Here is a 21,496-nt window from a genome sequence, read left to right on the forward strand (position 1 = left end):
CCTTTTCTCCATGGCTGCCACACCATTATTGCTGGATTTAATATTTGCACATGGCCTGGGTAAAGGCTTTTATCAAGCATCATTGATCCTGTAAAGGATTTGAAGCTTCAGCCGGCCTTTTTTGGAATCAGAAGGGTATAATTGGCGCGAAGCCTCCTGAATTCTCCATTATCCATTTTTAATTCTCAATTGACAAAGCCCTTGGCTTTGTCTATATGGTTCGTATACAAAGGAGTTTTATGAGCTATTTACCCGACGATGTACCCGACTGCATGGTCTTTTTACTGGGAAAAGCCTACCAGAAGGCCCATGCCAGATTTAAGAGCCAGTTGATCCCCTACGGGCTGACCAATCTCCAGCACCTGGTCCTGGAAGGGCTCTGGTACAAACAGGGCATGACTGCAGCCCAGCTGGGCAAGTTCCTGATCCTGGACAAGGCAACTCTTTCAGGGGTTCTGGACCGGATGGCCTCCAATGACTGGATCCTAAAGAAGCCCCACCCCGAAGACCGGAGAACCCTTTCCCTTTTTACCTCCCCAAAGGCGGACGGCCTCAAGGAGAAACTCATTCAGGAGAGGATACAGGCCAATGAGCAGATCCTCAAAGCCTTTTCCCTGGAGGAAAAGCTCTTGTTCAAGCGGCTGCTCACCGACGTGATAAACTCAGAGTAAATTATGTTTGAATACAAACATAATCTGCTGTAACCGGAAACCTTAACCACCCGAGGGAAGCCATGATTTTATTCAATCCCAAAACCGCGGACTTTGACCATCTGGACCCGGCATCCAGAGCCATCATGAAAAAGACCATTGATTACTTTGAAACCCGGGGAAAAAAACAGTTGAAATCCGACTACCACGAACGGGTCTGGTACGATGATTTTCTTGACTTTATCCGGGAGAACCAGATCTTCTCCACCCTGCTCACCCCGGCAAAATACAGACGGGGGAATAAAGAGGCCCGGTGGGATACCCGGCGGATCTGCGATTTCAATGAAATCCTGGGCTTTTACAACCTGGCCCACTGGTATACCTGGCAGGTCTCCATCCTGGGCCTGGGGCCCATCTGGATGGGATCCAACGAAAAAATCAAGGAAAAGACCGCCCGGCTTCTTGAAGAAGGTCATATCTTTGCTTTCGGCCTGTCGGAAAAAACCCATGGAGCCGACCTCTATTCCTCTGACATGTCCCTGACCCCCCTGGGGGACGGGAAATACGTGGCCGACGGGGGCAAGTACTATATCGGCAATGCCAACAAGGCCGGGATTGTCTCCACCTTTGGGAAGAACACGGAAACCGATGAATATGTATTTTTCGCGGCAGATCCGGAACATGAAAATTACGACCTGGTCCAGAACGTGGTGGACTGGGAGGGATATGTGGCCGAGTACGGTCTTTCCGGCTATCCCATTACCGATGAGGATATCATGTCCACGGGCCGGGCTGCCTGGGATTCTGCCCTGAACACCATCAATGTGGGCAAGTTCAACCTGGGCTGGGCCGCCATCGGCATCTGTACCCATGCCTTTTACGAGGGGCTCAACCATGCTGCCGGCCGGAACCTTTACGGAAAATGGGTCACGGATTTTCCCCATATCCGGCAGATGTTTGTGGATGCCTATACCCGCCTCACCGCCATGAAGCTCTTTTCCCAGCGGGCCGCCGACTACTTCAGGAGCGCCTCCCGGGAGGACCGCCGCTACCTGCTTTACAACCCCATGGTCAAGATGAAGGTGCCCACCCAGGGCGAAGAGGTGATCAACCTGATCTGGGACGTGATCGCGGCCCGGGGATTTGAAAAGGACGTCTATTTTGAAATGGCCGCCGTGGATATTCGAGCTCTGCCCAAGCTGGAGGGAACGGTCCATGTCAACATGGCCCTGATCATCAAGTTCATGGCCAATTACTTCTTCAACCCGGGCCAATTCCCGGAAATCGGGAAAAGGGACGATGCCGCCTGTGACGAGTTCCTCTTTGACCAGGGAGAGACCAGGGGCCTCGGCAAGATACAATTCCATGATCCGGCCCTGGCCTATGACAGCGTTGACCTGCCCAATATAAATATCTTCAAGGAACAGATCAAGGTCCTCAAGGAGATGCTGATTTCAGCCACCCCGGACAAGGAACAGGCCAAAAACATGGATTTCCTGCTCAACCTCGGGGAGCTTTTCACCCTGGTGGCCTATGGCCAGCTCATCATTGAAAAATTCAACATGGAAAAATTGGAGGCCGATCTCCTGGAGCAGATCTTTGACTTCATGATCCGGGATTTCTCCAAATTCGCCCTGACTCTCTATTCCAAGCCTGATACCTCAGAGGTCCAGATGGGTTTCTGCATGGACATGATCAAAAAACCGGTGATGGATAAGGACCGGTTCGACAGGATCTGGGAAAAACAGGTGATTTCCCTGAAAGACAGCTATGAGATGAATCCCTAGACCCAAAGGATGTTCCTGCAGATTCCGGGGCGGGGACATCCTTTTTTTGATGTTGAGAGAGCGTATCCCGGGTTGCCGCCACAATAGGGAAGATCCATTTGCCAACCCACTTCAATCCGGCTTGAACAGACCCTGCCGCTCCGTAAAAATATAAATTTTCATTGACCCTTTTTCCCCATTTTAATACTTGTATCCATGAACTTTTCAGGGAAAAGATCCAAAGATTTCGGACAAGACATCTAAAGGATTGAACATGAAAATAGTAAAAACCCCCAACACCCATGAAGATTTTACCGGATTGATCCGGCGTCTGGATGCCGAACTGACGGCCCGGTACGGGGACGGGCAGTCAGAGTATGACGAGCACAACAGAATCGATCCCATTGATACGGCGGTCATCGGGTATGTCGAGGGAATCCCGGCAGCATGCGGGTGTTTTAAAGTTCTTGATCCCTGCACCGTGGAAATCAAGCGAATGTACGTGACCCGGAATTTAAGAAGAAAAGGACTCTCCACCTCAATTTTAAAAGCCCTGGAGGCTTGGAGCCGGGATCTCGGGCATACCCGGGCGGTTCTTGAAACCGGCAAAGGCCAGCCCGAGGCATTGGGCCTTTATCAAAAAAACGGATACCGGGTCATTGATAATTATGGTCCCTATAAAGACCTTGAAAACAGTATCTGTATGGAAAAAGCCCTTGGCCGGAACTTTGGTTCCGCAAGAAACGCAGGATAAAGGAGAAACCGATGAAGACCCGGGCAGAAAAAATTCTTTACTGGAGCCCCAGGGGATTGTCCGTCTTATTGATCCTGTTTTTAAGCATGTTTGCCCTGGATGTGTTTAATGAGGGGGTTGGGATTTCAGAAATTTTTTTTGCACTGATGATGCATTTGATCCCCACCCTTTGTTTGGTCGTGGCATTGTGTGTGGCATGGCGCTGGGAATTCATCGGAGCCTGTATCTTCATCTTTCTTGCCCTGTTTCTTTTACTGACCAGCAGAGGCGAAGCATGGTTCATTTCAGGCCCCCTATTACTAATTGGTGTACTTTTCCTGCTGAATTGGAAATATTTAAGACAAACGGAAAAATGAAAAAAATGAAATTTAAGCCCATTAATTTTTTCGAAAAACTCTCAAAATTCGAGGAACACTGGTCTCCCAAAATCATCGGGGAGATGAACGATTACCAGCTTAAACTCGTGAAAATCCAGGGCCATTTCACATGGCATGACCACAGGGACACCGACGAGGTCTTCATCGTTCTTGAAGGAGAGATGTCCATTGATTTCCGGGACGGCAGGGTCGATCTTTCCGCCAATGAGATGTTCATTGTACCCAGGGGAAAAGAGCATAAACCCCATGCAGAAAAAGAATGCAGAATCCTGGTGATTGAACCCAAAGGAGTCGTCAACACCGGGGATGTGGAGAGTGAATTGACCGCTCGGAACGATGTCTGGATCTGATATCCCCACCGGGGCTTTCACCAGAAAGGAATCAGGATGGCATAACCATGTTTGATGATGGCAGAAGCAAACAGATTCTATTTGCAGCACATTGTATTTTAAATCAGAATTCAATTTCCGATGGAACTGCGGTTTTCCCGGGAGCCTGCAGGGAAGTGATGGACGTATTGACGGCTTCCCGTGTGGGAGTCGTCCAGATGCCCTGCCCTGAACTCATGTGTCTGGGACTGGACCGGGGAAATCCCCGGGGCGGTTCTTTTCCGGTTGTTGAAGAAAATACAAGAATCCGGGCCTGCCTGGGCAGGGATGCTGTGAAATTGAGGATCCAACAGATGGTTCAGGATCTGGTCTACCAGATACTAGAGTATAAAAAATACGGGTTCCAGCCCATGGGGATTATCGGCGTTAACCGGTCCCCGTCCTGCGGCGTGGACACCACATCGGAGAATAACATGGAAATTAAGGGAAAGGGTGTTTTCATGGAGGCCCTGACCGCTGCCCTGAAAAATAATCAGATTGCCATCCGGGTCATGGGGATCAAATTCTCTGAAATCCCGGAGGCGGTCCGGGCCGTAAATTCTCTGCTGAACAATCCATGAATTTGAGATGCCCCCCTCTAACCCCAAATGGAGTAGACACATGAAGGATGAAATAGTTGATATCGTCGGCAGACAGCATCGCTTCTTTCGCTCGTCCATTACCCATTCCTATGATTTCAGGATCGAACAACTAAGAAAGCTGAAAACCAAGATTAAAAAGGCGGAATCCCGATTGAACCTGGCACTTAAGGAGGATCTGGGAAAATCCGAGTTTGAGGCATACGCCACTGAAGTCGGATTTATCCTGCATGATCTGACCCGGACCATCAAGCGCCTGAAAAAATGGATGAAACCCAGGCGGATAAGCACTCCCCTGCTCTGCCAGCCGGCATCCAGCCATATCCGGTTCACCCCCCTGGGGGTCAATCTGATCATTGCCCCTTTTAACTATCCCGTGGCCCTGACCTTTGTCCCATTGGCATCTGCCATGGCAGCCGGGAATACCGCCGTTGTAAAGACATCGGAACTGACGCCGAAAAGCAGTGCCGAGATGGAAGAGCTGATCCAGGAGACCTTTGATCCTGAATATATCGCCTATATCCCGGGCAAGGTGCCCGAGACCACCCTATTATTGGAGCAGAAATTTGATCATATCTTCTTTACCGGCAGCCCCAGGGTCGGTTCCATTGTCATGCAGGCCGCGGCCAGGCATTTGACCCCTGTCACACTGGAACTGGGAGGGAAAAGCCCCTGTATCGTTCATTCGGACGCCGACCTCAAGATTGCCGTGAACCGGATTGTCTACGGAAAATTTATGAATGCCGGCCAGTCCTGCATTGCCCCGGACTATGTCCTGGTCCATAAAAAGATCAAACAGGACTTTCTTACCGCCATAAAAAAACGGATATTGGATTTATACGGCCGGGATGCCTCCTTGTCCCCGGATTACGGGCGGATTATAAACAAAGACCATCATGCCCGGATCGTCAATCTCATCGACCCGGATAAGGTTGTTGTGGGCGGGACCTTCGACCAATCAAAAAAATATATCGCCCCCACAGTGATGACGGATGTGACTCTGGAAGACAAGATCATGACCGAAGAGATCTTCGGACCTGTCCTGCCGGTGTTGGAGTATTCGGGTTTTGATGAAATCTATGAGATCATTGGTCAGCTTCCCCAGCACCCCCTGGCCTGCTATATCTTCAGCCGGACCAGGGCGGTTCAGGAAGAAGTGATTTCAAAGATCCGGTTCGGCGGGGGGTGTGTGAATCATTGTATCCAGCATCTGGTCAATCCCAACCTTCCCTTCGGCGGGGTGGGAGAAAGCGGAATCGGGAGTTATCACGGGTTTAACGGGTTTGAAACCTTTTCCCATAAGAAAAGCATCCTGAAGGCCGCAACCTGGATCGACCTGCCCCTTGCCTATCCTCCCTACAGGGGAAAACTCAATCTTGTCCGCCGGCTTCTGAAATAGGGGATTCCCCTAATGCCTGCTCTTGAATTCGGTGATCATTTCCAGGGGAAGGACCCGGATCAGTTCAGCCAGGGAGATCTGATTCATTTTCATGAGTCCGTCATCGGCCATGGTTTTCATGCCCGACCGCAGGGCAAGTCTCTTGAGTTCGGCTTCACCGGTCTTGCAGCTGATGGCAAGGGTGATCTTCCTTTTGACTTCAAACAATTCGGAAATCAGGCTTCTGCCGTTGTATCCGGTAAAATCGCATGCTTTACAGCCGACACCCCTGTAAAATTTGATGTGACCGGGATACTCATTGAAAAAGAGCTGCCACTCCTCTTTGGGCGGTTTGACCGGCCGGGAGCACTTGGCGCAGTTCCTGCGGACCAGTCTCTGGGACAGAACCCCGATCAGGCTTGAAGCGATCTGGTTATGATCGATGCCCAGGTCAAGCAGCCTGGACACGGCATTGATCGAATCATTGGTATGAATGGTGCTCAAGAGAAGATGGCCGGTCTGGGCGGCGTCAAAACTGATGACCGCTGTTTCGTTGTCCCGAATTTCTCCCACCAGGATCACATCGGGGTCCAGCCGCAAAAAGGAGCGCAGGAGCCGGGCAAAGGTCAGATCGATCTTGTTGTTGATCTGGGTCTGCATGATGCCCGGGAAACTGTATTCAATAGGATCTTCCGCCGTAATAATCTTAATTTCCGGCCCGTTGATGTACTGGAGCGCCGCATAGAGGGTGGAGGATTTGCCGCTGCCGGTGGGCCCGGATACCAGGACCATTCCCGCAGGATTTTTAAATAGTTGTTTTAAAGGCTCCAGAACATGCCTGGAGTGATTCAGATTATCAATACCCAGCCCCGTTTTGCGGGAGTCCAGAATTCTGATGGTGATGTTTTCACCGACGATTGCCGGGCAGATGGCCACACGGAAATCCAGATCAAAGGTGGTATTGTTTTCCTTGTAACTGGCCCGGAACACCCCGTCCTGGGGAATCCTCCGTTCGGAGATATCCAGATTGGACATCACTTTGATCCTGGAAATGATCGCCTCGGGCTTGCTCTGGATCTGTTGTTTCAACCATGGGATATCCGGCTCCCGGCAGAGGCCGTCAACCCGGTACCTCAACTTGGCGCCCTTCCTGTCCTGCTCAAAGTGGATATCGCTGGCACCGTTTGTGATCCCGTAGTTGATGATGTGATCGACCACCTTTTTGACCTCTGTCTCCGTCCCGGAATAAACGCTGTGCTGCTGTTCGCTTCTGGCTGCACTTAATTTTTTAAAGGTATAGGATCTTTCGTCATCCATCCCCTCCATTCCGGTTGCCGGATCGTCAACGTAAGACAGATCCGTGTTGTAAAGGGAGGTAAAAAGGGAGGCGAATTTCGTTTCGCTGATAAAAACCGCGGTCATGGCCAGATTTCGATAGATGAGCAGCAGCTCCTCAATTGCCTCAAACCCTTCCGGATATGTAATTCCCAAAAACAATTGTTTTCCCTCCAGGGAGATGGGAATAATCATATTGCGCCGGGCATACTTCTCTGAAACAAATTTAATCAGCTTGATTTTGTTCAATTCGTCATAATAAAAACCGTCCAATGTTTTATAGGGGGTGTTGTACTGGTGGGAAAGAGCGTTATAGAGCTGATGATTCGTGATAAATCCCCTGTTGACCAGAAACGCGCCTATTTTTTCCCTGGAATTGGTCTGTTCTTTTACAGCGGTCCGGAATTGTTCCGGGGTGATCATCCCCTGCTTGATCAGAATCTCCCCGATTTTTTTTCTTTTATTATGTTTTTTTAAAGCCAGGGAAAGGTCTTCGGGCCGGATGATCCCTTTGCTGCACAGGATCTCTCCAATGGTTCGCCTGATATTCATGTAACTCAGGGCGCGAACCAGATCAATCTCTCGGATCATCTGCAGCCTCACGGCCAGTTCGCCGATATCCAGGGAATCTTCCTGTATTTCCAGCATCTCGTCGAGGAGATCTTTGGTGATCAATCCCTTTTCCAGAAGGGATTGACCCAGGGAGATATGCTCCTCTTTATCTTTTAGGGTTTCTTTTACAACACCGGCCTCTACAATTTCATGCTCTACAATCACCTGACCTATTTTTTTCCGGATATCGGGGTGGCCTTTTAAAATCTCCATCTGAGGCTGGGTCAACAGCCCCTTTCTCACCAATAGAGCTTCAAAGGGAATTTTTGCCTCTCTTTCCCTTTTTTGAATTTCCAGGGCGTTTTCCAATTGGTCCTCATTGATAAACCCTTCTCTGACCAATAGTTCCCCGATTGGAAGATCTTTTTGTTTGCTCAGGTTATTCGAGTCATTCACAACCCACCCCTTTCCTGTTACAAAAAAACAAAGACTATTTTTCCCGGATAAAGAGACCCTTATTTTTTTTATAGTGTCCTGGAGCCTGAACTCTGATTCTCTTTTCCCCTGGGAGTGCGATTTTGGTTCATCGCCGCTTCAATACTGGAACCCCTGGTGTATCCCCTGCAGACGGCACGTTTTGCGGTATGGTACCGATCGTGGGAAAACTTTCGCAATCGCTGTTTCGGAGATTTCTCGCATTCTTTGCAAATATGAAAAACGGTAGACTGAAACTCCCTTAATTGTCAATTAAAATAAAAATATATTTGCAATATTGCCAAAAATATGGCCCAATCCTTCCCAATTGACTGTGCCGATATCAAGATGTAAGGATTTCCGTGGGAAAACATATGCATGCACATTACTTTCAGCACGTCCCCTTTGAAGGCCTGGGCAGTATAGAGCCCTGGCTTGCGGCAAACCGGTATGAGATCACCTCCACCCGGTTTTTCAAGTCTGCCGCTCTCCCGGATCCCGGCCCCATCGACCTGTTAATCGTCATGGGCGGCCCCATGGGGGTAATGGACGAAGAAGAATTTCCCTGGCTGGACCGGGAAAAGGATTTCATCGCCGAATATATAAAAACCGGAAAGCCGGTCCTGGGAATCTGCCTGGGAGCCCAGCTCATTGCCTCTGCCCTGGGAGCAAAAGTTTATCCGAATCCCCAAAAGGAGATCGGATGGTTCCCCATCAACGGGTCAGTATCCGCTGATCCGGATCTTTTGGGTTTTCCGGCACGGGCAGAGGTATTCCACTGGCACGGAGATACCTTTGACCTGCCCGAAGGAGCGATTCGCCTGGCCCAAAGCAAAGCCTGTAAAAACCAGGCTTTTCAACTGGGCAGAAGCGTGGTCGGGCTCCAGTTCCACCTGGAAACCACACCCACATCCCTGCAGGGGCTTGTGGCCAATTGCCGGGACGAACTGTTGCCTTCGGAGTTTGTCCAGGCCGAGGAAAAGATATTGTCGGCCGGGGCGGAACAATACAATTCCATCAACCAGATCATGGAACAGGTTCTCATTTTCCTGACAGGAGCCCGGGATAAGTTAGGATTGTGTTAACGGCCTGCCGGTTCCCAAAAAAACTTTGATAAAGACAAAGTTCAATGGTATCAGTGTTGTATGATGAAAATCGAATCATATACATTCGGGAGCATGACCATTAACAAGAGGACCTATGGTTCCGACCTGATCATCATGCCCGACGGGGATATCCGGGAGAACTGGAGAAGAGAATCCGGTCATCTGCTGTTGGAATCCGACATTGAAACCCTGATCCATGCCAATCCCGACCTGATCATTGCCGGAACCGGAGCTTACGGCCGCATGAACATTGACCCCGGACTGCCCCGGGCCCTCTCAGGTTTGGGAATTCAAATCAAGGCCCTGCCCACGGAGGAAGCCGCGGACCTGTTCAACCGGACCTTTCATCGGGACCCAAAGACAGGGGCCTGTTTTCATCTGACCTGTTAGGCAGGGGGCCGGTCCACTCATGAGATTATAAGGAATTCACCCGGTGAAAAATCCCAACTGCCCTGTTTTTGTCTTTTGCCCTTGCTGCGGTGAAAAAAGCCTTGTACCTGAATCCCATAAATCCTTTGGCTGCCGGAGTTGCGGATTTATTTTCTACATCAACAATGCCGCGGCGGTCATGGCCCTGATCTTCAACGAAAAAAAGGAACTCCTGGTCACTCTGAGGAAAAACGATCCGGCCAAAGGACAGCTCGATCTTCCCGGCGGATTTGCAGAACCCGGGGAAGGCATTGAACAAAGCCTGATCCGGGAGGTTAAGGAAGAGCTCAACCTTGAGATCACCTCCCTTAGATATCTGTGCTCTTTTTCCAATACCTATCCCTTTAAAGGGGTGATCTATCCCATCACGGATATGGCCTTTATCTGTGAAACCTCAGGGTTGGAGAATATCCGGGCCCGGGACGATGTCCTGGATTTTCAATTTGTCGATCCTGCAGCCTTAGACACCACTTCCTTTGGCATGGAATCTCCCAGGCGGGTGGTGGAGACCTGGCGCCGGATTCATCTGTACAAATCCGGATGATCCGGGACAGATAAAAATAACCAGGGCACCCCCTGAAGCAGCCTGGTAACCAAAAAATCAGCCTTCCCTGCCGCCCGGTGAAGGTGAAGTTTTTTTACTTTTGTTGCCATATCCCCTGAATTATGGTTTATCATAGCCCATGAAAAAACGATATTACAGACCCCGGACTCCCAAACCCGGCAGAAGACACCACAAGACACCCAGCCTGAGACCCGAGGCGGACAAGGGGCTGAAACGGATCTTTGAACAGATCGGCGTGCCCGCCGAGAGGCCGTTTACACCCGATCCCTTCCAGATCCAGGCCATTGAGGCCATAGAGTCCGCAGACTGCCTGGTCGCCGCCCCCACCGGAGCGGGCAAGACCTGGATCGCCGAAGAGGTGACCCGGAAGAATTTTTCGGCCAGGGGCAAGACCTGGTACGCCACTCCCTTGAAAGCGTTGACCAACTCCATCCATGCCCGGTTCTCCGAACTGTTCGGACCGGAAAATGTGGGCATTCTTACCGGTGACGTCAAGGAAAACACCGATGCCTCCATCATCATCGGCACCACCGAGATCTTGAGAAACCAGCTCTACGACGCCATGCACAAGGGAGAAGACCTCAAATGCGATCTTATTATTCTGGACGAGGCCCATTTTCTGGGGGATGAGGAAAGGGGTGTGGTCTGGGAAGAGATCATGATCTACCTTCCGGTTCGGATCCCTTTGCTTCTGCTCTCCGCCACCATCGGCAATCCGGACCAGATCGCCGGATGGCTCACCTCCATCCGGGCAAAGACCTGCCATGTGGTGGAAAACAGGAAAAGGCCCGTGCCCCTCCATCCGATTTTTCTCCATCCTTCGGGCACTTTGTTTCCTCTTCTGGCAGGCCCTGCCTCCCAGAAATCCAAGGCCGTGCCCGGACTTCATAAAAAGGTTTTTAAATATGTAAACTCAAAAAAGGCCCCGGTCCTGGCGCCGCCGGGAAGACTACCCCCCTTTGGAGAGATCCTCAAGGTCATGGAACGGTTTGATCTTCTGCCTGCCATTTTCTTTCTCAAATCCAGGGCCGAGTGCGACCAGGCCGTAAAGATGTGCAACGGGGAACTGCTCAACAAGACCCCGGAAAAAAAACAGGCCCTGAAGGAGACCCTGGAAGACCTGGTATCTGAAAGTTCCCATTTAAAAACCCATGTTCAGCGTCAATATCTGGAAGAGACCGGAACCGCGGCCCATCACAGCGGTCATCTGCCCGCCTGGAAGGTGGTGGTGGAGACCCTCATGGCCAGAGGACTGCTCAACGCCATGTTTGCCACATCCACCGTGGCGGCCGGGGTGAATTTTCCGGCAAGGTCTGTGGTGATTTTAAATTCCGACCGGTTCAACGGGGTGGAGTTCATGCCCCTTTCCCCCAGTGAATTCCAGCAGATGGCCGGACGGGCGGGACGCCGGGGAAAGGACAATATCGGGTTTGCCATTGCCCTGCCCGGCAAGTTCATGGACATCAAGTATCTGGCCCGCCTGGTCCATGCCCCTTCCCTGGATGTGGACTCCCAGATCAAGATCAACTTTTCCATGGTTCTCAATCTTCTTCTCTCCCATACCCCGGACCAGATCAAGACCCTGCTGGAAAAATCCTTTGCCTCTTTTCTCATCTCTTCGGGGCGGAAAAAAGCCTCCAGAACCGCCCGGGAAAAGTTCGGCCACGGCCTGGAACACCTCTGGGTGGATTTTCTGGCCCACATGGATTTCCTGGCCCAGGAGGGCTTTGTCACGGACCAGGGGAAACTGACCGATGACGGACTCTGGGCATCCAAACTCAGGATCGACACCCCCCTTCTGGTGGCCGAATCCATCCGGGAGAATTTTCTGCCGGACAAGGACCCGGCCCTGCTGGCCGCCATCATGGCCTCCTTTGTCAATGAAAAGGAGTTCAGGGATGATCCCCTTTACCATTCTGCCCTGTCCAAGAGGCTCAAGGAACAGTTCCTGGATGTGAGAAAAGGACTCAAACCCTTTGCCGTTAAAATGCTGAAAAAAGGATTTCCCGCGCCCAACCTCTATATCCAGCCGGCCCTGCTCACCTTTGCCTGGGCCCATGACAGAGCCTGGGATGAACTCATGAAGGAATCCGATTATCCGGAAGGCGATTTTGCCAGGCTCATGCTCCGGACGGCTGAGAACCTTCGCCAGCTGGCCAGACTGGATGACACTTTTCCCCGGCTGGCCGATACGGCCCGGCAGGCGGTTGACCTTATCCTGAAAGAACCTATAATTACCGTATTTGATTAATTAAACCCCAAGAGGAGAACATATCATGGAAATTATCAAAGCCCCGGCAGCTCCTGCAGCTATCGGCCCATACAGCCACGCCATTGTCCATAACCACACGGTCTATTGTTCCGGCCAGATCGCCCTGGACCCCGAAACCATGGAAATGGTCGGAACCACGGTTCAAGAGCAGACCGGCCAGGCCATGAAAAATGTCAAAGCCGTTCTGGAGGCCGCAGGGACATCTCTGGACAAGATCCTAAAAGCAACCATTTTCCTGGATACCATGGATGATTTTTCAGGGATGAACCAGGTCTACGAAGAAGCGCTCAAGGGTCACAAGCCGGCCCGCTCCGCCTTTGAAGTGGGAAGGCTGCCCAAGGGCGCCCTGGTCGAAATCGAATGCATTGCCGCTGTTGACTAGGAGGTCCCATGAGTGAAGATACAAAAAAAATCATCTACTCCATGATCAATGTGAGCAAATTCCACGGCAAGCGCCAGGTGCTCAAGGATATCTCCCTGTCCTATTTTTACGGGGCCAAGATCGGGGTCCTGGGCCTCAACGGGTCCGGGAAAAGCTCCCTGCTCAAGATCATGGCCGGCGTGGACAGGGAATTCACCGGCGAGACCATCCTGACCAAGGGGTTTACCATTGGATACCTTGAGCAGGAACCCCTGGTGGACTCCGACAAGACGGTGCGGGAAGTGGTGGAGGAAGGGGTCCAGGAGGTCGTGGACCTGCTCAAGGAGTATGAAAAAATCTCCGAAGATTTTGCCAACCCCATGTCCGACGATGAAATGGACAAGCTCATTGAGCGCCAGGGAAAGGTCCAGGAAAAACTGGATCACCTCGACGCCTGGGACCTGGATGCCCGTCTCAAGATGGCCATGGACGCCCTTCGCTGCCCACCGGAAGAGACAAAGGTAGCCCTGATCTCCGGCGGGGAAAAAAGACGGGTGGCCCTGTGCCGTCTCCTGCTGACCAAGCCGGACATCCTGCTCCTGGACGAGCCCACCAACCATCTGGATGCCGAGTCCGTGGCCTGGCTGGAGGAACACCTGAGCCGGTATGAGGGCACGGTCATTGCCGTGACCCATGACCGGTACTTCCTGGACAATGTGGCCGGATGGATCCTGGAACTGGACCGGGGGGAAGGCATTCCCTGGAAGGGAAATTACTCCTCCTGGCTGGATCAGAAACAGCGGCGCCTGGCCAATGAGGCCAAGGGCGAATCCAAGCGCCAGAAAACCCTGGAAAGGGAGCTGGAATGGATCAAAATGTCCCCCAAGGGCAGGCGTTCCAAGTCCAAGGCCCGGATCAAAGCCTATGAAGACCTGCTCAAAAAGGATGCCCAGGAGCAGGAACAGGAGATGGAGATCTTTATCCCGCCCGGACCCCGGCTGGGGGACAAGGTGATCGTGGCCGAGAAGGTTTCCAAAAGCTTTGGAGACAAGCTTCTGGTGGAAGACATGAATTTCATCCTTCCCCCCGGCGCCATCGTGGGGGTCATCGGGCCCAACGGCGCCGGCAAGACCACCCTGTTCAACATGATCACGGGAAAGGAATCCCCGGATTCGGGAACCTTTGAAAAGGGCCAGTCCGTACACCTCGCCTATGTGGACCAGGAACGGGACTCCCTGGATCCGGAAAAGACCATTTACGAGATTATTTCCGGGGGCCAGGACAAACTGCTCATCGGCGGACGGGAGATCAATGCCCGGGCCTATGTGGGCAAGTTCAACTTCTCCGGTTCGGACCAGCAGAAAAAGGTAAGGGATATTTCAGGGGGGGAGAGAAACCGGGTCCACATGGCCACCCTGCTCCAGGAAGAGGCCAATGTTCTGCTCCTGGATGAGCCCACCAATGACCTGGATGTCAACACCATGCGGGCTTTGGAAGAGGCCATTGAAAACTTTGCCGGATGCGCCGTAATCATCAGCCATGACCGTTGGTTCCTGGACAGGATCGCCACCCATATTCTGGCCTTTGAAGGGGACAGCCAGACCCTTCTCTTTGAAGGCTCCTACTCAGACTATGAAAAGGACCGCAAAAAACGGCTGGGCATCAAAGCGGACCAGCCCACCCGGATCAAATACCGGCAGCTGACCCGGTAATGCGTAAAAGCGGGCTGTTACAGGTTCATTTTGCCGTGTTCCTCTTCGGACTGGCAGGGCTGTTCGGAAAATTTCTTTCCTGCAGCCCTGTCTTTATCGTCCTAGGACGGACCCTGTTTGCGAGCATTTCTCTTTTTATTTACAGTCGTATCATCTCCCATTCCCGGTTTGGCAGGACCGGAAGGAAACGGATGTTTTTCCTGGCGCTCCAGGGCGTCCTCCTGGCTGTTCACTGGGTGACCTTTTTTCTCTCCATCCAGATCTCCTCCGTGGCCGTCGGCCTGGTCACCTTTTCCAGCTTTCCCCTTTTCGTCACCTTTATGGAACCGTTCTGGTTCAACGAGCCTCTGGAAAAAAGGGACGTGGCAACGGCCCTTGCGGTTTTTGCAGGAATCCTGCTGGTGGTGCCCGGCCTGGATCTATCCAATGAGATCACCCTGGGGGCATTTTTCGGGATCTTTTCCGGATTCACCTTTGCCGTCCTGGGCCTGGTCAACCGGAAAAACGCAGCCCTGGCCGATCCCATTGCCGTGGCCTTTTTCCAGAATCTCTTTGCCTCTGCCTGCCTGATTTTCCCGGCAGCGGTCCTGCCCCTGACCCCTCCGGTCTGGCAAGATCTTCCCGGCCTGATCTTTTTGGGGGTTTTCTGCACAGCCCTGGCCCATACCCTGTTCATCGGCTCCCTGCAGACCATCCGGACCCAGACCGCCTCTGTCATTGCCGGACTGGAACCGGTTTACGGCATTGTCCTGGCCTTTTTTCTTCTCCGGGAAATTCCAGCCGTCAGAACCGTTCTGGGGGGTGTGGTCATTATCGGCGCCACCCTGGTGGCCGGATTTTTCAGCAATAGAGGCCAAACGTCTAAAGGCTGAAGACTTTCTTCTTCTTGCCCATTCCCGGGTCATGAAGAATGTTTAAACCGGTCAGGACTTTTCAGTCCTAAATTCAGTCAATGGACCGTCTCAAACCGTCATTGCCTTGACGCAATCCCATACCGAGAAAACTCTCTTTCCTTTATAAATCAGGTGTTTTTCTTTGTTTATAGATAGTTAAATCCATAAGACTCCGCTGGCACGAAGCCTGCAAAATATCTTTGATGAAAAAAACCGAATGAACTCAAACCGATACGGCATGGAAACCTCTGAGGTTCCCGCCTTTGACTTTTGACTTATTTTCCGGAGGGAAAGGTGAAAATTCAGGAAACAGGCATTAACAAACCCCAGGCAAATCTGCAGTCCCTGGCTTCCAGCCGGCCCGGGAACGCCCAATTCAGCCACATGCTTCTTGGAGAAATCTCAGACAATAAAGAGAGTCGGGAAAAATCCGGGCCCATGGTCCTCGGAACCATTACCCGGGACACCCCGACCATTTCCCAGCTCCTCTTTAAGAGCCCGCTCAAAGAGGAGTGCTGGAATATCATCTACAATCCGGTCAACGGGAAAAAACCCTTCCATAGGATCAGGCCCGGCACTGAGGTGGTCTATGATCCCGACTCCAAAGAGCTTCTCTGGGGAAAGGATCTCAAAGAATTCCTGGCCCAAAACGATCCCAAACCGGAAACCACGGTCTGGAACCGGGAATCCTCCAAAAATCTGCCGGAATTTGAATCAGAAAATAAAACCGCGGAACTCTCCACGGCGGTCAAAAATTTCATCGGTCAGGACTATGACAATATGGACTGCTACGAACTCCTGGTGGGCGGACTCAGGGAACTGGGCGTTCAATACCGGGGTAAAGACGGTCTGGGCCGCCACCTGATCAACCAGGCCCTGGAAAAAGGGCTTCCCAAGAATTATTTTCTCAACGGAGAGGGCCTGGTTTCTGAATCCGGCACTTCGGTGTTCAAAAAAACCATTTTCAGGGTAAATGATCCCAAAACCCAGGCCGCCACCCTCATGGACGAAATGAAAGATCTTCTGGCCGAAGGACAGATCCTCTCCTTTTCCATGAAAAACAAGGGACATACCGGAGTGATCTCCAAAACCCCGGACCAATGGACCTTTATCAATTCCGGGGATATGGACCACAACCTTTCCGGGGAAAACGGCAGCAAAAAAGTCGGGGAGGAAGACCTGGAATCCGAACTGATGAACTGGTTTCAACTGGCTTCGGAATCGAGACAGGGCCTGAAGATCACCCTGGGCACCCTGAACATTGACCGGCTCTCCATGTTCAGACCCAACCGGTTCAGCCGCAGAGTATAGCCATTGCCCCCATCTGATATGTAAAGCGAACCCGTCAGGGGTCTGTTCCTTGACTATGCCTTCTTGAGGTGCAATATTTAAATAGTATGCGATGCCCCAAGACTCGAGCGGCAAGGAGATGCCATGGCCCTGTACGATATTCATAAGGAAAAAGACAGCTGCGGATTCGGACTCATCGCCCATATCCAGGGAAAGGCAAGCCATAAGCTGGTAAGAACCGCCATTTCCTCCCTGGCCCGGATGAGCCACCGGGGGGCCGTGGGGGCGGACGGAAAAACCGGGGACGGATGCGGTCTTCTCCTGCAGAAGCCCGACTCTTTTTTCAAGGCCCTGGCAAAGGAAAAGGGCTGGCGCATGGGCAGCCGGTACGGGGTGGGCATGCTCTTTTTCGGGACTGATTCTGAAAAAAACCGCCGGGCAAAAGATATCGTTGAACAGGAAGTCATTCGGGAGGCCCTGACCATAGCCGGCTGGCGAAAGGTTCCCGTTAACCCGGACATCCTGGGAGAGATTGCCCGCAAAAGCCTTCCCCAAATCCGTCAGGTGGTGATCAATGCCCCATTCGGCTGGGGATCCCGGGATCTGGAGCGGCGCCTCTACATGGTCCGGCGCAGGATTGAAAAAAAAATGGCCGGGGATCCGGATTTCTACATCGCCAGCTTTTCCAACCTGGTTGTGGTCTACAAGGGGTTGTGCCGGCCAAAAGATCTGCCCCAATTTTTCCCGGACCTGGGAGATCTGAGGATGGAATCGGCCATCTGCCTCTTCCATCAGAGATTTTCAACCAATACCCTTCCCAAATGGAGCCTGGCCCAGCCCTTCCGGTACCTGGCTCACAACGGGGAACTCAATACCATCACCGGGAACCGCCACTGGGCCCGGGCCAGGGGCTATAAACTCAACTCCCCCCTTCTTCCGGACATGGAAGAGGCCGCACCCTTTGTCAATGAAACCGGCTCAGACTCGTCTGCCCTGGACAATATGCTGGAGCTTTTCCTGGCCGGGGGCATGGATCTCTTCCGGGCGTTCCGGCTCCTGATTCCGCCGGCCTGGCAGAACCACCCGGATATGGATGAAGATTTAAGGGCGTTTTACGATTTCAACTCCATGCACATGGAGCCCTGGGACGGACCTGCCGGCATAGTCATGAGCGACGGACGCTTCGCCGCCTGCGGCCTGGACCGGAACGGGCTCAGACCGGCCCGGTATGTGGTGACCCGGAACAACTGGATCACCCTGGCCTCTGAAGTAGGGATCTGGGACTATGAGCCCGATGAAGTAGTGGAAAAAGGACGGGTCAGTCCCGGGGAACTTCTGGTCATCGATACCCTGGGGGGCAGGAGATGGACCTCCTGGGAAATCGACCGGGAACTCAAGTCCCGCCATCCCTACCGGGAGTGGATGGAAGAATGCTGCCGCTTTCTTTCCCATGCCGGACCCGACGCCTGTCCCGTGGTCAAAAGAGAGTTTGACGATGATACCCTGGTGCGATACCAGAAAATATTCGGCTGGTCCAATGAAGAGATCGAAATGGTTCTGAGAGTCCTGGGAAACCTGGGCAAGGAGCCCGTGATCTCCATGGGAGACGATGCTCCCATGGCGGCTCTGTCCTCCCGGCCCAGAAGCCTGTTCGATTATTTCAGGCAGATGTTCGCCCAGGTGACCAACCCGCCCATTGATCCCCTGCGGGAACGTCACGTCATGTCCCTTGCCACCTGCATCGGCCGGGAGAGAAATGTGTTCAACGAGACCCTGGGCCATGCCTGGCGGGTGGTGATCGAGTCCCCGGTCCTGGCCCACTCGGACCTTGACCAGATCCTGAAGCTGGATCCCCGATATTATAGACATGCCGTCATCGATATCAACTATGATCCTGAAACCGGCCTGGAACAGGCCGTAAAAAACATCTGCAATCAGGCCCTGGAGGAAGTCCGGAACCGGGCCGTGCTTTTGATCCTGTCCGACAGGGCTGTTTCCGAAACCACCCTGCCGATTCCGGCGGCCATGGCCGTGGGTGCGGTCCACCATGCCCTGGTGGAAAACAATTTTCGCTGTGATGCCAATATCATCGTGGAAACGGCTGCCGTCCGGGACCCCCATCATTTTGCCGTACTCTTCGGCGTGGGAGCCACGGCTGTTTTTCCATACCTGGCCTATGAGACCCTGGCCCGGTTGTCAGATGATGATTTCCTGGATCTTCCCCTTGAAAAAGCGATTTTCAATTACAGGGAGGGAATCAAGAAAGGCCTGCTGAAAATCCTGTCCAAGATGGGCATTTCCACCATTGCCTCCTACCGGTGCTCCCAGCTCTTTGAAACCGTGGGGATTTCGGATAATGTCACAGAGCTTTGCTTTAAAGGTATTGCCTCCCGGATCCAGGGAGCCGGGTTTTCCGATTTTCAGGAAGACCAGACCCGTCTTTCCGATCCTGCCTGGAAAAAGCCCCATCAGCCCCTGGCCCGAGGAGGCCTGATCAAGTACATCCACGGCCAGGAGTACCACGCCTACAACCCGGATGTGGTTCAGACCCTCCAGAGAGCAGTCATCTCCAACGATTTCAAGGCCTACCAGGAGTATTCCGCCCTTGTTAACAACCGGCCCCCGGCCCATCTGCGGGACCTGTTCAGGCTGAAAAAAACCGACAGCCCCATTCCCCCGGAACAGGTGGCCCCGGAATCTGATTTTTTCAAGCGGTTTGATTCGGCAGCCATGTCCATCGGCGCCCTGAGCCAGGAGGCCCATGAGGCCCTGGCCATTGCCATGAACCGGCTGGGTGGATTTTCCAATTCCGGGGAAGGGGGTGAGGATCCGGCCCGGTATCAGACGGATAAGGTATCTAGGATCAAACAGGTGGCCTCGGGCCGTTTCGGGGTGACCCCGGCCTATCTCATGAGCGCCGACGTGATCCAGATCAAAATGGCCCAGGGAGCCAAACCCGGCGAAGGGGGACAGCTGCCCGGCCACAAGGTTACCTCCCAGATCGCGGCCCTGCGGTATGCCACCCCCGGGGTGACTCTGATCTCCCCTCCCCCCCACCATGATATCTACTCCATTGAAGATCTGGCCCAGCTCATCTTTGATCTCAAGCAGGTCAACCCCAAGGCCCTGATCAGTGTCAAACTGGTGTCCGAACCCGGGGTGGGCACCATTGCCACGGGCGTGGTCAAGGCCTATGCCGATCTCATCACCATCTCAGGATACGACGGGGGCACCGGGGCCAGCCCCCTGACCAGTGTGAAGTATGCAGGAAGTCCCTGGGAACTGGGCCTGGCTGAGACCCAGCAGGCCCTGGTGGAAAACGGACTCCGCCACAAGATCCGCCTCCAGGTGGACGGAGGACTGAAAACCGGGCTGGACATTGTCAAGGCCGCCATCCTGGGCGCGGAAAGCTTTGGCTTCGGCACCGGGCCGTTGATCTCCCTGGGCTGCAAGTTCCTGAGGATCTGTCATCTCAATAACTGCGCCACAGGCGTGGCCACCCAGGATGAAACCTTACGGAGAAACCATTTCACGGGACTGCCCGAAAGGGTGATCCGCTATTTTACCTTCATGGTCAAGGAAACCCGGATGATCATGGCCGAACTGGGCATTGAAAACCTCACCGACCTCATCGGCCGGACCGATTTGCTGGAACCCCTGGAGGGCATCACCTCCCGGCAGCAGAAACTCGATCTGTCCGGAATCTTAGGATCCCCGGTTCCCGTGGATGACAATGCCCTCTATTTTAAGGAAAGAAACCATCCCAAAGATCCGGGCCGGCTCAACCTTGAACTCAGTGAGAAATGCAAAGATGCTGTTGAGACCGGGGCCGGCGGCAGGATTCATCTGCCCGTCAGAAATCCGGACCGGTCCGTGGGAGCCATGCTCTCGGGCATGATCGCCCAAAAACACGGAAACATCGGCATGGAAAAGTCTCCCATACGGGTCGATCTTGCGGGCAGCGCCGGCCAGAGCTTCGGGGCCTGGAATGCCGGAGGACTGCACATGACCCTGGCCGGGGATGCCAACGATTATGTGGGCAAGGGTATGGCAGGCGGAAAGCTGGTCATCCGCCCGCCCCTGGGGGTCTCCTATAAGTCCCACCAGGCCGTGATCATGGGAAATACCTGCCTTTACGGTGCCACAGGCGGATTCCTATACGCTGCGGGCATGGCCGGGGAACGCTTTGCCGTGAGAAACTCAGGGGCCAACGCAGTGGTGGAGGGGATCGGGGACAACGGCTGCGAGTACATGACCGGGGGCATGGTGACCATCCTGGGTCCCATCGGGATCAACTTCGGGGCGGGCATGACCGGGGGATTTGCCTATGTCATGGATGAAAAGGGAAAGGTGGCCCCAAGAACCAACACAGAGCTTGTGGAGGTGGTCTCCATGGATGACCTGCCCGTGCTCCGGGAACATCTGCGGGGAATCATCCATGCCCATTTTGAAGAAACCGGCAGCCTCTGGGCCGAACGGATCCTGTCCGGGTTTGAGCATTACGGCACCCTGTTCAAACTGGTGAAACCAAAGACAACCGATATTTCAACCCTGCTGGGCCACCGGGGCAACAAGCCCGAGGAAACCCTGGCCGTGGTTTACTAGGACACCCCTG

The 21,496-nt window shown here is 53.1% G+C and carries 17 protein-coding genes; 16 read left to right on the forward strand and 1 reads right to left on the reverse strand.

The annotated features are described in order from the left end of the window. The first annotated feature begins 239 nt into the window (after positions 1 to 239). The 7 genes from F608_RS0127700 (at position 240) to F608_RS0127730 (ending at position 5,913) form a co-directional block, all read left to right on the forward strand. The gene (locus F608_RS0127700) at positions 240 to 671 is read left to right on the forward strand and encodes a MarR family winged helix-turn-helix transcriptional regulator (protein ID WP_022669008.1); all 432 of its coding nucleotides are present in this window, start codon (positions 240 to 242) and stop codon (positions 669 to 671) included. Between the two features lie 62 nt (positions 672 to 733). Then, positions 734 to 2,437: an acyl-CoA dehydrogenase family protein gene (locus F608_RS0127705; protein WP_022669009.1), complete on the forward strand. Its 1,704-nt coding sequence runs from the start codon at positions 734 to 736 to the stop codon at positions 2,435 to 2,437. Positions 2,438 to 2,690: 253 nt separating this feature from the next. Next, positions 2,691 to 3,170, forward strand: a complete 480-nt coding sequence (locus F608_RS33660) for a GNAT family N-acetyltransferase (RefSeq protein WP_051148668.1) — start codon at positions 2,691 to 2,693, stop codon at positions 3,168 to 3,170. A gap of 11 nt (positions 3,171 to 3,181) precedes the next feature. Then, positions 3,182 to 3,526, forward strand: coding sequence for a DUF7670 domain-containing protein (locus tag F608_RS37430; protein ID WP_022669011.1), 345 nt, complete (start codon positions 3,182 to 3,184; stop codon positions 3,524 to 3,526). A gap of 5 nt (positions 3,527 to 3,531) precedes the next feature. Continuing rightward, the gene (locus F608_RS0127720; protein WP_027363191.1) at positions 3,532 to 3,897 is read left to right on the forward strand and encodes a cupin domain-containing protein; all 366 of its coding nucleotides are present in this window, start codon (positions 3,532 to 3,534) and stop codon (positions 3,895 to 3,897) included. Positions 3,898 to 3,944: 47 nt separating this feature from the next. Beyond that, positions 3,945 to 4,496, forward strand: coding sequence for a CD3072 family TudS-related putative desulfidase (locus F608_RS0127725; protein ID WP_022669013.1), 552 nt, complete (start codon positions 3,945 to 3,947; stop codon positions 4,494 to 4,496). A 40-nt stretch (positions 4,497 to 4,536) separates the two neighbouring features. Further along, entirely contained in the window at positions 4,537 to 5,913 is a 1,377-nt protein-coding gene (locus F608_RS0127730; protein ID WP_022669014.1) for an aldehyde dehydrogenase, read from the forward strand. Between the two features lie 9 nt (positions 5,914 to 5,922). Here the strand turns inward: F608_RS0127730 and F608_RS0127735 are convergent, their stop codons facing one another. Continuing rightward, on the reverse strand, positions 5,923 to 8,235 hold the full coding sequence (locus F608_RS0127735; RefSeq protein ID WP_022669015.1) for a type II/IV secretion system protein: 2,313 nt from the start codon (positions 8,233 to 8,235) through the stop codon (positions 5,923 to 5,925). A 392-nt stretch (positions 8,236 to 8,627) separates the two neighbouring features. Between F608_RS0127735 and F608_RS0127740 the strand changes: the two genes are divergently transcribed. From F608_RS0127740 to gltB, 9 genes are all read left to right on the forward strand, one after another. Beyond that, entirely contained in the window at positions 8,628 to 9,338 is a 711-nt protein-coding gene (locus tag F608_RS0127740) for a type 1 glutamine amidotransferase (protein ID WP_022669016.1), read from the forward strand. Positions 9,339 to 9,401: 63 nt separating this feature from the next. Then, positions 9,402 to 9,749, forward strand: a complete 348-nt coding sequence (locus tag F608_RS0127745; protein WP_027363192.1) for an Mth938-like domain-containing protein — start codon at positions 9,402 to 9,404, stop codon at positions 9,747 to 9,749. Positions 9,750 to 9,792: 43 nt separating this feature from the next. Continuing rightward, on the forward strand, positions 9,793 to 10,332 hold the full coding sequence (locus F608_RS0127750; RefSeq protein WP_022669018.1) for an NUDIX hydrolase: 540 nt from the start codon (positions 9,793 to 9,795) through the stop codon (positions 10,330 to 10,332). Between the two features lie 139 nt (positions 10,333 to 10,471). Beyond that, positions 10,472 to 12,604: a DEAD/DEAH box helicase gene (locus tag F608_RS0127760; RefSeq protein WP_022669020.1), complete on the forward strand. Its 2,133-nt coding sequence runs from the start codon at positions 10,472 to 10,474 to the stop codon at positions 12,602 to 12,604. Positions 12,605 to 12,629: 25 nt separating this feature from the next. After that, complete coding sequence (locus F608_RS0127765) at positions 12,630 to 13,007, forward strand: Rid family detoxifying hydrolase (RefSeq protein ID WP_022669021.1); 378 nt, start codon at positions 12,630 to 12,632, stop codon at positions 13,005 to 13,007. Positions 13,008 to 13,015: 8 nt separating this feature from the next. Then, the gene (ettA, locus tag F608_RS0127770) at positions 13,016 to 14,698 is read left to right on the forward strand and encodes an energy-dependent translational throttle protein EttA (RefSeq protein ID WP_022669022.1); all 1,683 of its coding nucleotides are present in this window, start codon (positions 13,016 to 13,018) and stop codon (positions 14,696 to 14,698) included. After that, positions 14,698 to 15,570 carry a DMT family transporter gene (locus tag F608_RS0127775; protein ID WP_022669023.1) on the forward strand — a complete coding sequence of 291 codons (873 nt, stop codon included), beginning with the start codon at positions 14,698 to 14,700 and terminating at the stop codon, positions 15,568 to 15,570. Before ettA ends, F608_RS0127775 begins: the two co-directional genes overlap by 1 nt. Positions 15,571 to 15,885: 315 nt before the next feature. Beyond that, positions 15,886 to 16,902 carry a hypothetical protein gene (locus F608_RS0127780; RefSeq protein WP_153307626.1) on the forward strand — a complete coding sequence of 339 codons (1,017 nt, stop codon included), beginning with the start codon at positions 15,886 to 15,888 and terminating at the stop codon, positions 16,900 to 16,902. A 123-nt stretch (positions 16,903 to 17,025) separates the two neighbouring features. Beyond that, positions 17,026 to 21,486, forward strand: a complete 4,461-nt coding sequence (gene gltB / locus F608_RS33665) for a glutamate synthase large subunit (protein WP_022669025.1) — start codon at positions 17,026 to 17,028, stop codon at positions 21,484 to 21,486. Positions 21,487 to 21,496 lie beyond the last annotated feature (10 nt).

This window comes from Desulfospira joergensenii DSM 10085 (assembly GCF_000420085.1).
Taxonomy (GTDB): domain Bacteria; phylum Desulfobacterota; class Desulfobacteria; order Desulfobacterales; family Desulfobacteraceae; genus Desulfospira; species Desulfospira joergensenii.

Excerpts from the sequence above, each read along its gene's own strand:
- F608_RS0127700 (WP_022669008.1), top strand. The coding sequence starts at position 240 with ATGAGCTATTTACCCGACGATGTACCCGACTGCATGGTCTTTTTACTG.
- F608_RS0127705 (WP_022669009.1), top strand. The coding sequence starts at position 734 with ATGATTTTATTCAATCCCAAAACCGCGGACTTTGACCATCTGGACCCG.
- F608_RS33660 (WP_051148668.1), top strand. The coding sequence starts at position 2,691 with ATGAAAATAGTAAAAACCCCCAACACCCATGAAGATTTTACCGGATTG.
- F608_RS37430 (WP_022669011.1), top strand. The coding sequence starts at position 3,182 with ATGAAGACCCGGGCAGAAAAAATTCTTTACTGGAGCCCCAGGGGATTG.
- F608_RS0127720 (WP_027363191.1), top strand. The coding sequence starts at position 3,532 with ATGAAATTTAAGCCCATTAATTTTTTCGAAAAACTCTCAAAATTCGAG.
- F608_RS0127725 (WP_022669013.1), top strand. The coding sequence starts at position 3,945 with ATGTTTGATGATGGCAGAAGCAAACAGATTCTATTTGCAGCACATTGT.
- F608_RS0127730 (WP_022669014.1), top strand. The coding sequence starts at position 4,537 with ATGAAGGATGAAATAGTTGATATCGTCGGCAGACAGCATCGCTTCTTT.
- F608_RS0127740 (WP_022669016.1), top strand. The coding sequence starts at position 8,628 with ATGCATGCACATTACTTTCAGCACGTCCCCTTTGAAGGCCTGGGCAGT.
- F608_RS0127745 (WP_027363192.1), top strand. The coding sequence starts at position 9,402 with ATGAAAATCGAATCATATACATTCGGGAGCATGACCATTAACAAGAGG.
- F608_RS0127760 (WP_022669020.1), top strand. The coding sequence starts at position 10,472 with ATGAAAAAACGATATTACAGACCCCGGACTCCCAAACCCGGCAGAAGA.
- F608_RS0127765 (WP_022669021.1), top strand. The coding sequence starts at position 12,630 with ATGGAAATTATCAAAGCCCCGGCAGCTCCTGCAGCTATCGGCCCATAC.
- ettA (WP_022669022.1), top strand. The coding sequence starts at position 13,016 with ATGAGTGAAGATACAAAAAAAATCATCTACTCCATGATCAATGTGAGC.
- F608_RS0127775 (WP_022669023.1), top strand. The coding sequence starts at position 14,698 with ATGCGTAAAAGCGGGCTGTTACAGGTTCATTTTGCCGTGTTCCTCTTC.
- gltB (WP_022669025.1), top strand. The coding sequence starts at position 17,026 with ATGGCCCTGTACGATATTCATAAGGAAAAAGACAGCTGCGGATTCGGA.